Annotated in this window: 11 protein-coding genes; 3 read left to right on the forward strand and 8 right to left on the reverse strand. The window is 71.9% G+C overall.

The genetic code is table 11. The annotated features are described in order from the left end of the window. Positions 1 to 3: 3 nt before the first annotated feature. From AC3A46_RS08900 to AC3A46_RS08920, 5 genes are all read right to left on the reverse strand, one after another. Positions 4 to 630, reverse strand: a complete 627-nt coding sequence (locus AC3A46_RS08900; RefSeq protein ID WP_487664843.1) for an ECF transporter S component — start codon at positions 628 to 630, stop codon at positions 4 to 6. Further along, positions 627 to 1499, reverse strand: a complete 873-nt coding sequence (locus tag AC3A46_RS08905; protein WP_487664844.1) for a siderophore-interacting protein — start codon at positions 1497 to 1499, stop codon at positions 627 to 629. The genes AC3A46_RS08900 and AC3A46_RS08905 overlap by 4 nt, the downstream gene beginning before the upstream one ends. Positions 1500 to 1530: 31 nt before the next feature. After that, on the reverse strand, positions 1531 to 2379 hold the full coding sequence (locus AC3A46_RS08910) for an energy-coupling factor transporter transmembrane component T (RefSeq protein WP_487664845.1): 849 nt from the start codon (positions 2377 to 2379) through the stop codon (positions 1531 to 1533). Further along, complete coding sequence (locus AC3A46_RS08915; protein WP_487664846.1) at positions 2376 to 4343, reverse strand: ABC transporter ATP-binding protein; 1968 nt, start codon at positions 4341 to 4343, stop codon at positions 2376 to 2378. Before AC3A46_RS08915 ends, AC3A46_RS08910 begins: the two co-directional genes overlap by 4 nt. 82 nt (positions 4344 to 4425) lie before the next feature. Continuing rightward, positions 4426 to 4977, reverse strand: a complete 552-nt coding sequence (locus tag AC3A46_RS08920) for an ECF transporter S component (protein WP_487664847.1) — start codon at positions 4975 to 4977, stop codon at positions 4426 to 4428. 140 nt (positions 4978 to 5117) lie between these two features. Between AC3A46_RS08920 and AC3A46_RS08925 the strand changes: the two genes are divergently transcribed. Next, a complete protein-coding gene (locus AC3A46_RS08925; protein ID WP_487664848.1) occupies positions 5118 to 8138 on the forward strand; it encodes a S8 family serine peptidase in 3021 nt (1006 codons plus the stop codon). 116 nt (positions 8139 to 8254) lie between these two features. On the opposite strand, the gene AC3A46_RS08930 is transcribed toward AC3A46_RS08925, so the two are convergent. Both AC3A46_RS08930 and AC3A46_RS08935 read right to left on the reverse strand, forming a co-directional pair. Continuing rightward, positions 8255 to 9301: a pirin family protein gene (locus tag AC3A46_RS08930; RefSeq protein WP_487664849.1), complete on the reverse strand. Its 1047-nt coding sequence runs from the start codon at positions 9299 to 9301 to the stop codon at positions 8255 to 8257. Between the two features lie 14 nt (positions 9302 to 9315). Then, a complete protein-coding gene (locus tag AC3A46_RS08935) occupies positions 9316 to 9636 on the reverse strand; it encodes a GNAT family N-acetyltransferase (RefSeq protein WP_487664850.1) in 321 nt (106 codons plus the stop codon). A 175-nt stretch (positions 9637 to 9811) separates the two neighbouring features. Here AC3A46_RS08935 and AC3A46_RS08940 point away from each other — a divergent pair, with 175 nt between their 5' ends. Together AC3A46_RS08940 and AC3A46_RS08945 are read left to right on the forward strand one after the other, a co-directional pair. After that, positions 9812 to 10651, forward strand: coding sequence for a GDSL-type esterase/lipase family protein (locus AC3A46_RS08940; RefSeq protein WP_487664851.1), 840 nt, complete (start codon positions 9812 to 9814; stop codon positions 10649 to 10651). A gap of 240 nt (positions 10652 to 10891) precedes the next feature. Then, positions 10892 to 13444 carry a DEAD/DEAH box helicase gene (locus AC3A46_RS08945; protein WP_487664852.1) on the forward strand — a complete coding sequence of 851 codons (2553 nt, stop codon included), beginning with the start codon at positions 10892 to 10894 and terminating at the stop codon, positions 13442 to 13444. Between the two features lie 90 nt (positions 13445 to 13534). Here AC3A46_RS08945 and AC3A46_RS08950 read toward each other — a convergent pair whose 3' ends face one another. Next, positions 13535 to 14473 (reverse strand): SDR family oxidoreductase, encoded by a 939-nt coding sequence (locus AC3A46_RS08950; protein ID WP_487664853.1) that lies wholly within the window; start codon positions 14471 to 14473, stop codon positions 13535 to 13537. Between the last annotated feature and the right edge of the window lie 149 nt (positions 14474 to 14622).

The raw sequence follows: 14622 nt of genomic DNA on the forward strand, positions 1-14622 counted from the left end.
GGGTCAGTGCTGGCCTGCGGGACCCGCGCCGCGGCCGAGGCCGCGCGACGCCAGGCCGCGACGACGGGCGAGCTTGGCGACCCCGGCCTTGCGGAGGCGGTCGGCCACCAGGATGCCGAGCGCGACGCCGGCGACGCAGCTCGCGATCGTGAGGGCGAAGAAGGCGACGAGGACCCACGGCTCCATCGCCCACAGGTCGAACGACGCGGCGGCGAGCACGGGGTAGATCGCGCCGACGAAGACGGCTCCGGCGTAGTACTGCCACGTGCGCCACGACCGGTACAGGGTCACCAGGAACGCGAGTTCGGCGAAGAACGCCCACCAGATCGCCGCCCCGAGGAACGGGAACACGACGAGCCCCGAGATCACGCCGACGAGGATGCCGGCGAACGGGCGCTCGAGCAGGCGCAGCGCGACGATGGCCGGCAGGAGCCAGAGACCCGCGATCGCGACCGAGACGAACGGCACCGTCGCGAAGAGCACGGTGGAGATCCAGCCTGCGCCCCACAGCATCACGCCGCCGGCGACGCCGATGGCAGCGCACGTCAGCAGGAACGCGGTGGTCGCGCGCCCGCGGGTGTTGCGCGGCGGCACCGACGCGGCGGGCGTCTGGGCGGCGGGCCCGCTCACGAGCGGGCCTCGGCCGTCGTGCGCTGGGACTTCGGGGCGGGCGAGGCGGCGCCGACGCGCCAATAGCCGCAGAAGCTCACGAGGTCCTTCGGGACGCCGCGTTCGCCGACGAGGTGCCGACGGCCCTCGGTAGCGAGCGCCTGCTCGCCGACGATGTACGCGTGGATCGCAGCATCCGGAATCGAAGCGTCGCGGAGGGCCTGCAGCGCCGGGGTTCCTGGTTTCACGTCGTGGTCGCGGACGATCCAGCGCACCGTGATCCCGGCCGGATGCGGGAAGTCGAGCGCGTCCTCGCCGGAGGGCACCTCGACGATCGCGAGGCCGGTCGCATGCGATGGCAGTGCGGCGCAGATGCCCGCGATCGCCGGCAGACCGGTCTCGTCGGAGACCAGGACGACCCGGTCGGTGCCGCGGTCGGGGTTGAAAGCGAGGCCCTCGTCGATCACGACGACGCTCTCGCCCGGCCGGCAGGACTCCGCCCAGCGCGAAGCGGGACCCGCGGTGCCGTCGGCCGCGGAGCCGTGCAGCACGAAGTCGACGTCGATCTCGGCACCCGTGGTCGCCGTCGCGGGGCGGAACGCACGGACGGTGTAGTTGCGCATGACCGGGCGCACGCCGTCGGGGATGCGGAGGTACTTGAGGTACCCGAGCATCTTGTTCGCCTTCGCGGGCAGGCGCTCGAGGCCCTCGTCGCCCCCGAGGGGAAGGAACAGGCGGAACCACTGGTCGTAGCCCAGGGCGCGGAACCGCTCGATCTCGCCGCCGCCGAGCGTCACACGCATCCAGTGCGGGGAGAGGCGCTCGGTGCGCAGCACCGTGAGGTGCACGAGTCCCTGTGTCTCGGGCTTGACCAGTCGAGGATGAGCCATGTCGGTGCTCCTTGTCGGGAGGGCGAGGGGGTCAGAGGCCCCAGGGGAAGAAGACGGCGAACAGCGCGGCGGACGCGAGCCAGAACGCGAGCACGAACACGGTGTCGCGCACGCGCCACGGCACGAGGTACCGCTCGGTGCGGTCGGGGTGCGCGCCGAACGCGCGGGCGTCCATGGCGAGGGCGACCCGCTCGGCGTGACGGATGGCGCCGGCCATGAGCGGCACGACGTAGCCGAACCAGCGGGCGATGGCGGCGAAGGGCCCGCGCCCGCAGTGGGCGCCGCGCACGCGGTGCGCCTGGCGGATGACGTCGAGCTCGTGCCCGAACCGCGGCACGAAGCGGAACGCCGCCAGCGCCGTGTACCCGATGCGGTAGGGCACGCGCAGCTGCTGCACCGAGGCGCGCACCAGGTCGGGTCCGCTGGTCGAGAGCCCCGCGATGAGCGTGAGGGCGAGGATCGCGGCGAGGCGCAGACCCGTGGCGAAGCCCACTTCGAGCGCGCCGCCGTACATGGTCCAGCCGCCGAGCTGCCACACGACGACGGACTGGTCGACCCGCGACGCGTCGGTCCACAGTGCGAACCCGAAACCGATGACGAGCGCGCTGAGCGGCAGCGCGAGGAACAGGATCGCCGCGAGGCGCCGGGTGAACGACACCCCCACCAGCAGCACGACGTACGCGAGCGCAACGAACGCGGCGGGGGTGGCGAGATCCCGCACGAACACGAGCAGCGCCATCGCGGGCAGCGGCGCGGCGAGCTTCGCGAGCGGGTTCATCCCGTAGAGGAAGCGGACAGCGGATGCCTCGACCCGCCGCGCGTACGGATCGAACGTCGAGTGCGCGGCCGTCGCCGCGGTGAGCGGGCCGGTGTCGGTCACGCGGCACCTCCCGTGGCGTGCGGGGCCGGTGCGGCCGTCGGCGTCGATCCGGTTCGCAATTCAGGATCGTTGGGGCTCGGCAGGTCGATTCGGGCGGGTTCGCCTGCATCGGTCCTGAATTGCGAACGCGACGTGGGGAGGGGTGCGGGTGCGTCGGGGAGGTCGGCGAGGCGGGCGATGCGGGAGAGCTCGGGATGTCGCCGCACGCCCTGCAGGGCCCGGCGGAGGGGCGGGGGACGCAGGCCCGCGCGGGCGATGAGGGCGTCGTCGGCGAACAGGTCGGTCGTCGGGCCCTCGGCCAGCACGCGGCCGTCGGCGAGCACGACGGTGCGGTCGGCGTAGTCGGTCACGAGCTGCATGTCGTGCGTGACGACGACGATCGTGGTGCCCTCGGCGTTCAGCTCGGAGAGGAGGGTGAGGAGTTCGTCGGCGCGCGCCCGGTCCTGGCCGAACGTCGGCTCGTCGAGCACGAGCACCGGGGCGCCGGCCACGAGGGCGGTGCCGACGGACAGGCGCCGCTTCTGTCCGCCCGAGAGAAGGAAGGGGTGGCTCTCGGCCTTCGCCTCGAGTCCGAAGCGCTCGAGGAGCGCCTCGGTGCGATGTCGCACCTCGTCGTCCGACAGGTGCTGGCGCCTCAGTCCGTGCGCGATCTCGTCGAACACGGTGTGCGCGATGAACTGGTGCTCGGGGTTCTGGAACACGAAGCCGATGCGCGAGCTGAGCGTGCGCGCGTCGGCGCGGCCGACGTCGAGCCCGTCGACGTGCACCGTGCCCTTGGGCGGCGAGACAACCCCCGCGAGGGCCTGGATGAGGCTCGTCTTTCCCGCGCCGTTCGCTCCGACCACAGCGACGAAGGCGCCCCGCGGCACGTCGAGGTCGACGTCGTGCAGCACCTCGGTGCGGCCGCGGCGGAGCGTGAGGCCCCTGACGCGGATCAGCGGCGCATCCCCACCCCTATTCGCCGATCCGGAATTCGGAGATTCGTCGCGTTTCCGGAGCGCGGCGGCCGCAGCATCCGGAATCGTCGCGATTGTCCGAATTCCGGATGCTGCGGGCAGAGGCGCGCGCGAAACCCCGGCGGGAGCGGGGGCCGACGGGGCGGGCTCGGAGTCGAGCGCCGCCCGAAGCTCGTCGGGGGTCAGCGGCAGCGGGTCGAGGCGGAAGCCCGCGCGGCGGAGCCGCAGGGCGGCGATCGTCGACACCGGCAGCCACACGCCCATCGCGTGGAGATCGTCCGCGCGGCCGCGCAGCACGTCGTCCACCGAACCGTCGGCGGCGAGGAAACCGTCGTGGTCGAGCACGACGACCCGGTCGACGAAGCCGACGGCGGCGTCGAGGTTGTGCTCGACGAGGAGGATCGCGCGGTCGCCGGCTGCGACGAGTTCGGCGAGGGCGGCGTAGACCTCCTCGATCCCGGCGGGGTCGAGATTCGCGGTCGGCTCGTCGAGCACGAGCAGCGGCGACCCCATGGCGAGGGCGCACGCGATCGCGAGCCGCTGGCGTCCGCCGCCCGACAGGCGGTCGGGGTTCTCGCGTCGGCGCTCCCACAGGCCCACTCGGCGAAGGGCCTCCTCGGCGCGGGCGAGCACCTCGGCCACCGGCATCCGCAGGTTCTCCGGCCCGAAGGCCACTTCGTCGAGGAGTGTGCCGGTCACGAGCTGCGCATCGGGGTCCTGGAAGACCATGCCGACACGGGTGCTGAGCTCGGCGACCGGCGTCGCCTGCGTGTCGAGGCCGTCGACCTCGACCGATCCGGTGACGGTCGCCGGCACCGCCTGCGGCAGCAGCCCGTTGAGGGCGAGGGTCAGCGTCGACTTGCCGGACCCACTCGGGCCGAGGAGCAGCACGACCTCACCGGGGGCGACATCGAACGAGACGGATGCCGGCGCCGGCGTGGTCTCGCCGTCGTGGGTGATGCCGAGCTCGCGCACGCGCAGCAGCGGCACGGCAGCAGACACGGGCATCCGATCGTCGAGGGAAACTTAGCCTTCCCTAACTTACCGGCCGACCGCGTGGCGGCGAAACGGCTCCGGGGCGACGGATGCGTCAGCGCTGACTGCGCCGGGCGACCCCCGCGCGCCGCAGCGCGGAGCCGATCGCGAGACCCACGGCGGTCCATGCCACGGGGCCGACGATGAACAGAGCCACGTAGACGATCTGACCCCACAGCGGGAAGCGGGTCACGTCGGCGGCGAACCAGATCGCGGCCGCGATGACGACGCCGACGATGACCGCCGAGAGGAAGAATCGCCACGGCTCCCAGCGCTTGTAGCGCGAGGTCGCGGCGATGATCTCCTGCAGTCCGCCGATGAGGAGAGCGGTGCCGATGTATCGGCCGATCCAGAGCGGCACGACCGCGCTCGCGACGAGGGCGGCGACCATGTGCGTGATCAGCGCGACCCAGGGGCGGCGCAGCAGTTCCTGCGCGACGACCCCGGGCAGCACGTGCACGCCGAGGACGAGTCCGTAGAGGACCGGCGCACCGGCCGAGACGAAGCCGCTGATCGCTCCCGCGCCCGCCTGCAGAACTCCGGTCGCGACGCCGATGGCGGCGCAGGTGAGCAGAACGCTCGTCGAAATCCGGGTGCGGGCAGCCACATGCCCAGCGTACTGGGAGGCGGCCTCGCGATTCTCACTAAGCTCTCATTAACTGAGATTCACCTGGCAGTTACGTTTGAATCCGTTGCGCCCCGACGATGTGGCGCAGCGACTCCCCCACATATCAATGGAGGCCACGTATGGGTCGATCCTCCGTCAGAGCAGCCGCGGTCGTCACACTCGCCGCACTGTTCACGGGCACCGCCACCGCCAGTTTCGGCAGCGTCCCGGAGGAGGTGAGCACCCCGACCCCCATCAACGCCGAGGACGGCCAGTACATCGTCCTCCTCAAGGACGCGCCCCTCGCCACCTACCAGGGCGGCACGAGCGGCATCCAGCGCAGCAAGCCCGACAAGGGCACGCAGCTGGACGCCCACTCGACGAACTCGAAGAAGTACCTCGCGCACCTCAAGAAGCAGCAGGCGGATGTCGCGGCCGAGGCCGGCGTCACGCCCCAGCAGTCGTACGGCGTCACCGTCAACGGCTTCAGCGCCGCGCTGACGGCGAAGCAGGTCGCCGAGCTGAGCGCGGACAAGGATGTGCTCGGCGTCTTCCCCGACGAGATCTACCACCCCACCGCCGCCGTTCCGTCGACGGAGTTCCTCGGCCTCGGCTCGAACACCACCGGCTCGGGTGGCATCTGGGATGCCGTCGGCGGTGTGAGCGAGGCAGGCAAGGGCGTCGTGGTCGGCGTGATCGACACGGGCATCGCGCCGGAGAACCCCTCGTTCGCGGGCGACCAGCTCAAGAAGACGGGTGCTCCGGGCGTCCCGTACACGGTTAATGGCGACACGATCGTCTTCGACAAGGCGGACGGCGGCCAGTTCCGCGGGCCGATCACGATCGCGCAGAGCTGGGACAAGCGCCACTACAACACCAAGCTCATCGGTGCGCAGTACTTCTCCGAGGGTGCGGCGGCGTCGGGCTTCGACTTCAGCTCCGACTTCCTGTCGCCCCGCGACGGCGACGGCCACGGCTCGCACACCGCGAGCACCGCGGCCGGCAACTTCGGGGTCGACGCGTCGGTCGAGGGCATCGGCTTCGGCAAGATCTCGGGCGTCGCTCCGGCGGCCAAGGTCGCGGCGTACAAGGCCTGCTACGTCGGACCGGACGACCTCGTCACGACCGACGACATCTGCGCCGGCAGCGACCTGATCGCGGCCATCGACAAGGCCGTCGAGGACGGCGTCGACGTGATCAACTACTCGATCGGCGGCGGCGCGGCATCCACCGTGCTGAGCGCCGACGACTACGCGTTCCTGGGCGCGGCCGCGGCGGGCGTCTTCGTCGCGGTGAGCGCCGGCAACGACGGCCCGGGCGCCTCGACCGCCGACCACGGTTCGCCCTGGTACACGACGGTCGCGGCATCCACGATCCCGACCTACGAGGGGACGGTCAAGCTGCCCAACGGCTTCCAGGCCGCGGGCGCATCGGTGACGGTGCCGTTCGGCAAGGAGCTGACCGGACCGGTCGTGTACGCGGGTGACATCGCCAAGGCGGGCGCCGCACCGAACGAGGCGGCGCTGTGCTTCATCGGGACGCTCGACCCCGCCAAGGCGGCCGGCAAGACGGTGGTCTGCGACCGCGGCACCAACGCCCGCGTCGAGAAGTCGCAGGAGGTCAAGGCGGCGGGCGGCACGGCGATGATCCTCGTCAACGTGACCGCCGGATCGCTCGACAACGACTTCCACTCGGTGCCGACCGTCCACATCGACGCGCAGTACCGTGCGGCGCTGCTGGACTACGTGCGCACCGCAGGTGCCGGCGCGACGGCGACGCTCGTGGGCGACAACGTGACCGGCAAGGTGACGCCGACTCCGCAGATCGCCGGCTTCTCGAGCCGCGGCCCGATCCTCGCGGACGGCCGTGACGTCATCAAGCCCGATGTCTCCGCGCCCGGCGTCGCGATCCTCGCGGCCACGCACAGCGGGCCGAGGGAGAAGCCCACGTTCGGCTTCAAGTCGGGCACGTCGATGTCGTCGCCGCAGGTGGCCGGCCTCGGTGCGCTGTACCTCGGCGAGGAGCCGCTGGCGTCGCCCGCGAAGATCAAGTCCGCGCTCATGACGACGGCGTACAACCTCGTCGACGCGAACGGGCAGCAGACGGCCGACACGTTCGCGCAGGGTGCAGGTCACGTCGATCCGAAGCGATACTTCACCCCGGGTCTCGTGTACGAGAACGGCATCGTCGATTGGGCCGGGTACCTCGAGGGCGCCCTCGGGCAGGACTACTTCGACGGCGTCGACCCGATCGACCCGAGCGACCTGAACCTCGCTTCGATCGGCATCGGCGCGCTCGCGGGCACGCAGACGGTCACGCGCACCGTGACGGCCACCACCGCCGGCACGTACACGGCGTCGGTGAACGTCCCGGGCGTGGACGCCGTCGTCGAACCGGCGACGCTCAACCTCAAGGCCGGCGAGTCGAAGTCCTTCACGGTGACCTTCACGACGGCCGGTGCGTCGCTCGAGAAGTGGGCGACCGGATTCCTCACGTGGACGGGCGCCGGCAACACGGTGCGCTCGCCCATCGCGGTCTACCCGGTCAGCGCCGACGCGCCGCCGACGGCAGCGGGCACCGGTGCCGAAGGCGACCTCGACATCACGGTCACCCCGGGCTTCACCGGGCAGCTGCCTCTGACGGTGCTCGGCCTCGCCAAGGCCGACGTGCTCATCGACGGCACGGAGAAGACCGGCGAGGCGAACGACGGCACCACGAACGTGCTGGTCCAGGTGCCGGAGGGCATCGACGTGGCGAAGTTCGCGCTGAACTCGTCGGTCGACACGTCGGGCACCGACCTCGACCTCACGGTCTACCGTGTGGTGAGCCCGACCGACCTGCGCTACTACGAGCGCTGGCAGTCGGCCACCGCGTCCGCGGACGAGGCGGTGCAGATCACGGAGCCGGAAGAAGGGTGGTACGTGATCTCGGCCAACGTGTACGCGTTCACCGCTCCGTTCACCTGGACGGCCACGAGCGCGCTCGTCGGCCCCGGCGGCGTCGGTGCGCTCACCGCGGACCCGAGCACGCTGGCCGCCCAGCAGGGACAGGCCGCGACATACAACCTGTCGTGGTCGGGTCTCGACAAGGGCAGCTACCTGGGCGTCGTCCGCTACGGCGACTCGCAGGTGCGCACCGTGGTCTCGGTCGACGTGCCGTAACACGTACCGACACAGCGGGGGCGCCCGGGCTCAGGCCCGGGCGCCCTTCGCGTCTGTGGATTTCGGATGCTGCGGCCCGCAGCATCCGTTCCGCCAAGACTCGTGCGGGGGACGGGTTACAGTCGGCGCCGGCGCCGGGTCAGGCGCACGGCGGGCATCGGCGGAGCGGGGATGCGCTCGTCGCCGTGATCGACGACGCGGCCGAAGCGGTCGGAGCCCGCCTCCCAGGCCTCGCGGGCCTCGACGATCTCTTCGTGGGTGCGGCCGACGAAGTTCCACCACATGACGACGTCGTCCTCGAACGGTTCGCCGCCGAGGAGGAACAGCGTCGCCCCGGCCGGACTCGAGATCACGACATCGTCGCGGTGCGTGCCGAGGTAGAGGAGGTGCGCCGCGTCGACCACGACGTCGTCGCCGGCGTCCGCCGTGACGGCGGCCTGGCCGTAGACGGCGACGAGCGCGTGCTCCCACGCGGGGTCGAGCGGGACCGTCACCGTCGAGCCCGCCGGAATCCGCAGCTCCGCGCCGACGATCGGCGTGTAGACGGTTGCCGGCGACGCGACGCCCGCGAGCTCGCCGAGCACGACCGTGGCCGAACCTGCGTCGCCGGCGACAGGCGCGAGCTCCACCTCGGGCAGCACCGCATGCTGCTCGAACGCGGGTCCGCCGTGGCGTCGCGACTCGGGGAGGGCGACCCAGAGCTGCAAGGCGTCGAGGGGAGCGGCATCCTCGCCGACCGAGTACTCGGAGTGGGCGATGCCCGCGCCGCTCGTCATGAGGTTGAGGGCGCCGCGCCGCACGACGACGTCGCTGCCGACGGAGTCGCGGTGGCGCACATCGCCGAGGTACGGCCAGGTCACCGTCTGCAGGCCGACGTGCGGGTGAGGTTCGACGCGCATGCGCGTCTCCTGCGGACCGAATCGGTCGAGGAAGCACCAGGCGCCCACGAGCGGCAGCTCGCGCTGCGGGAGTGCGCGGTGCACCGACATCGCGCGCACGCCACCGAGCGGCACTTCGCGGGCCTCGAGCAGGAGGGTGCGAGGACCTGGGCCCCCGTCCCGAGAGGCTCCGCGCGGTGCGCCAGCGCCGTGTGGAGGAGGAACGGGGACACACTCGACCGCAGACTCGGTGGCGACGGCGTCGTCGGCGTCCAGTCGGGTCATGTCGCCGGCTCCGATCACTCCGGGTGCGGCTGGTCGGGCCACTCGACGGTGAGCCCGGGCACGTCGTGCGTGCGGAGGTACTTCGCCACCACGGGACAGTGCGGCACGACCGTCTCGCCGCGGCGGGCGGCATCCGCCATCGCCTCCGCCACGACCGTCTGGGCGATGCCCCGGCCGCGGAAGGCGGGGTCGACCTCGGTGTGCGGGAAGTGCAGGCGGCCCTTCGCGTCGATGCGGAACACGGTGAATCCCGCGAGCACCTCGTCGACGTGCCCCTCGTAGCGGCGATCCTCGTCGTTGCGGGTCACGATGGTCTGCGTTTGCGTCTCGGTCACTTCAGTCCCTCCGTCGTCCTACTCAACGTACGGGTCCGCCGCGCGATTCCGCCACCGCGCGCACACGCGGACCCCTGGCGGGACGGTCGCCACGGGTCTATCGTCGGCCTCGTCCGCACTGCGCGGGCCGATTCGGGGGAATCGATCGATCCGTCCACGGATTCGAAGGGGAATCATGAAACGACGCATTCTGGCCGCGCTCGCGGCCGTCGCGCTGGGGGCCGTCGTGCTCGTCGCGGGGGCGGCAGGACCCGCCACGGCTTCGCCGCTGCTGGTCGCCAAACACGTCGCCCTCGGCGACTCGATCGCCGCGGGCCAGGGCGGCGGCGTACCGCTGGACGCCTGCGTCCGGACGGACGGGGGCTACGCAGCCCAACTCGACCAGGCGCCGAAGTTCAACCTGCTGCGCAACGCCGGGTGCTCCGGTGCGACGATCGCCGACACCATGGCTCAGCTGTCGCAGGTGAACCGCGGCACGAACGTCGTGACGCTCACCGTCGGCGCGAACGACCTCGACCTCGACCAGGTCTACGCCGCGTGCGCGGCCGCCGCGGCGGGCGGGGACTCCGCGCCGTGCCTCGCCGCGATCCAGATGGCGGTCGCTTCCGCACCGGGGATCGTGATGCCGCTCAGCTCGCTGATCGGATCGGTCGCCGAGCGCTCGCCGAACGCGACCATCGTCGTCACCGGCTATCCGCACCTGCTCGCGGCGCCGCCGGGCGCCCCGCAGTTCGCCCAGCTCGCCGCTCTCGTCGCCGCGGTGAACGGGGCGACCGACGCCCTCAACGCCGCGATCCAGGGCGCCGTCGGCGCGGCAGCCGCGGGCGGCGCGAACGTGCTCTACGCCGACGTGGTCGGCGCGTTCGCCGGGCACGGCGTGCAGCTCGTGCCGCTCGTGCCCAGCGACCCGTGGTTCGGGTTCGACCTGGTAGGCGACCCGGCCGGCTATCTGCACCCGACATACGCGGGGTACACCGCCTACACCGACGTGATCCTGGACGCGCTCGGGCGCTGATCCGCGAGGGCTGACGGATGCCGCGGGCCGCGGCATCCGTCTTCTCTCATGCCCCCGCACCGCCCCTTCCCGCCGCACAGCCGCCCGCACCGCCCCTTCCCGCCGCACAGCCGCCCGCGACCGACCCGGCTCGCGGCTCCGGAATTCCGGATCCGCGAAGGGGAGGGGGCGCGCGAGGGGGGCGAGCGAGCGCGGCGACCGCCAGGACGAGCGGATGCTGCGACCTGGCAGACTCGGACGGTGACGCTTCTCGAGACCATCAGTGCCGCGGCCGAGGCCTCGGGTGCGCCCGCGGGGGCGCCCGACGCCGACGCGCTGTACGACGCGTTCGTGGAGTGGGCGGGGGATCAGGGCTTCGCGCTGTACCCCGCGCAGGACGAGGCGGTCATCGAGATCGTGTCGGGGTCGCACGTGATCCTGTCGACGCCGACGGGCACGGGCAAGTCGCTCGTGGCGGTCGCGGCTCACGCGGCCTGCGTCGCCCGTGGCGGTCGCACCTATTACACCGCGCCGATCAAGGCGCTCGTGAGCGAGAAGTTCTTCGCGCTCGTCGACATCTTCGGCGCCGCGAACGTGGGCATGGTCACCGGCGATTCGTCGGTGAATCCGGATGCCCCGATCGTGTGCTGCACAGCGGAGATCCTCGCGAACCTCTCGCTGCGCCAGGGTGCGGACGCCGCGGTCGACCAGGTCGTGATGGACGAGTTCCACTACTACGGCGACTCGGATCGCGGGTGGGCCTGGCAGGTGCCGCTGCTGCTCCTGCCGCGCGCGCAGTTCGTGCTGATGTCGGCGACGCTCGGGGACGTCACGACGATCGCCGAGGACCTCGAGCGCCGCACCGGCCGCACGGTCTCGCGCATCACCGGCGTCGAGCGCCCGGTGCCGCTGCACTTCTCGTACGCCCGCACGCCCGTGCACGAGACGGTCGAAGAGCTGCTGCAGACCGGCGAGTCGCCGGTGTACATCGTGCACTTCTCGCAGGCCGCCGCGATGGAGCGGGCGCAGGCGCTGTCGTCGATCAAGATCGTCTCCCGCGAGCAGCGCGACGCGATCGCCGAGGCGATCGGCGGCTTCCGCTTCACGACCGCGTTCGGCCGCACCCTGTCGCGCTACGTGCGCGCGGGCATCGGCGTGCACCACGCGGGCATGCTGCCGCGCTACCGCCGGCTCGTCGAGACGCTCGCACAGCGAGGGCTCCTCCGAGTCATCTGCGGCACCGACACCCTCGGCGTCGGCATCAACGTGCCGATCCGCACCGTGCTCATCACGGCGCTGTCGAAGTTCGACGGCACGAAGATGCGCCAGCTCTCCGCGCGCGAGTTCCACCAGGTCGCCGGTCGTGCGGGACGCGCCGGCTACGACACCTCGGGCACCGTCGTCGTGATGGCGCCGGAGTGGGAGATCGAGAACGAGGCCGCGCTCCGCAAGGCCGGCGACGACCCCGCCAAGCGCAAGAAGATCGTGCGCAAGAAGGCGCCGACGGGTGTCGTCAACTGGGGCCTCGGATCGTTCGAGCGCCTCGTCGAGGCCGAGCCCGAGCCCCTCGTGCCGCAGCTGCAGCTCACCGCCGCGATGCTCATCAACGTCATCGCGCGCGGCGGCGACGTGTTCGAGAACGTCCGCAGCCTCGTGTTCGACAACCACGAGCCGCGCGCCCGGCGGTACGAGCTCGCGCGGCGCGCGATCGCGATCTTCCGCACGCTGCTGACGGCCGACGTGGTGGAGATCGACCGGAGCGGAGGCGATGGCGAGGGCCGCAGCATCCGTCTCACCGTCGATCTGCAGCCGAACTTCGCACTCAACCAGCCGCTGTCTCCGTTCGCGCTCGCCGCGATCGAGCTGCTCGACCCCGACGACACGGCGGGCGCCGTGGGGACGGGGCATTACGCGCTCGACGTCGTGAGCGTCATCGAGGCGACGCTCGACGACCCGCGGCCGATCCTGTCGCAGCAGGAGTACAAGGCGCGCGGCGAGGCCGTCGCCGCGATGAAGGCCGACGGCATCGAGTACGACGAGCGGATGGCTCTGCTCGAAGAGGTCACGTATCCGAAGCCGCTCGAGGAGCTGCTCGCGCAGTCGTACGAGGTTTTCGCGTCGAGCCAGCCGTGGGTGCGCGACTTCGAGCTGTCACCGAAGTCGGTCGTGCGCGACATGTTCGAGCGGGCGCTGTCGTTCTCGGAGCTGATCTCGCTGTACCAGCTCGCGCGCAGCGAGGGACTGGTGCTGCGGTACCTCTCGGACGCGTATCGCGCGGTGCGCCAGACCGTTCCGGCCGAGGCGCAGAACGACGACCTCCACGATCTGGTCGCGTGGCTCGGGGAGGTCGTCCGACAGGTCGATTCGAGCCTCGTCGACGAGTGGGAGGCGCTGATCAACCCCGTCGACGACCCGTCGGCTCCCGTGGTTCCGCCGGCTCCGCCGTCGGTGCTCACCAACCGCCGCGCGTTCGGCGTGCTGGTGCGCAACGAGCTGTTCCGGAGGGTGCAGCTCGCCGCGCTGCAGCGCGACGAGGAGCTCGTCGAGCTCGACCCCGAGGTGGACTGGCCTGCCGCTCTCGACGCCTATTTCGACGACCACGACGAGATCCTGACGGGCGGGGCGGCCCGGTCGCCGCGGCTCGTGACCGTGGACGAGACGGATGCTGCGTCCTCGGGGCTCTGGCGCGTGGAGCAGACGATCGACGACCCGGCGGGCGATCACGATTGGCGCATCCGCGGCGTGGTCGACCTCGCAGCGTCGGAGGAGGCGGGCACCGCGGTGGTGCGGGTGACCGAGGTCGTGCGGCTGTAGCACGAACGCCCCGAACGCCTCGATCGCGCCCCTCGCGCAACGCACCCCGCCGCGGCTGCGGCTGCGGCTGCGGCTGCGGCTGCGACGCGCTCAGCCGAGCCCGAGCCCGCCGTCGGTCGACAGCACCTGGCCCACGACCCACGCGCCGTCGGGCGTCGCGAGCCAGCCGATGAGCCGCGCGGGATCCGCGGGCTCGCCAAAGCGGCCGAAAGGCGTCGACCGCATCCACGCCTCGATCTCGTCGAGCGGCCGGTCGGTCGTCTCGGGGTCGAGATAGCCGGTGTTGACCGGCCCGGGATCGATCGTGTTGAGGATGATGCCGAGGTCGAGAAGCTCGGCCGCCACCGTCTTCGTGACGCCGGCGAGCGCCGCCTTGCTGGCCGCGTACGCGACCTCGCCGCGCATCGCGCCGTGGATCTGGCCCGACGTCATCCAGAACACGCGGCCCGTCGGCTCGGCGAACGGCCCCCGCCGCTCGACCCGCTCGCCGGGGCGCGAGTCGGGTGCCGGTGCGCCCGCGTGCAGTTTTGCGAACTCGCGCGTGAGCAGCAGCGTCGAGCGCGTGTTGGTCTGCCAGAAGGCGTCGAGCCGCTCGGCGGTCATGTCGAGGATCGACCCGTCGTCGCCCGACTGCGCGTGATTGCACACCAGGATGTCGAGCCGCCCGGTCAGTGCCGTGGCGGCCTCGATGACGAGGCGGGGGGTCCCCACGCCCCCTCCCGGCGCCGTCGGCGCGGCGCCCGGAGCCTCCGGGTGCGGGGGCCCAGCCGCGTCCCGCAGGTCCGCGCTGATGTCGCCGAGCTGCGCGCCCGGCGCGAGCTCCGCGCGCAGACCCTCGCGCACGGCGTCGAGGTCGTCGCCGCCCCACGGCAGGCGTGTGTCGTGCGGGCGGTAGTGGTGGAAGAAGACGTCGGCGCCGAGCCGCGCGAACTGGGCGGCGACGGCGAAGCCGATGCCGCGCCGGCGCGAGACGCCGGTGACGAGGGCGGTCTTGCCGGTGAGGGGCAGGGACGACGAGGAGGGGAACATGCGATGCCTTTCGCGGACGCCGGCCCGCGGCATCCATGATTCTGTGGCTGCGCGGATCGCGCAGACCGGTGGTGACGGAGACGGGTCACAGGCATTGCATGCGGGTGACGCTACCGCATGCGGCGGGAGGGAGGCATCCGGGATGATGG

The sequence above is a fragment of the Microbacterium sp. Soil_C_42 genome (assembly GCF_057656735.1).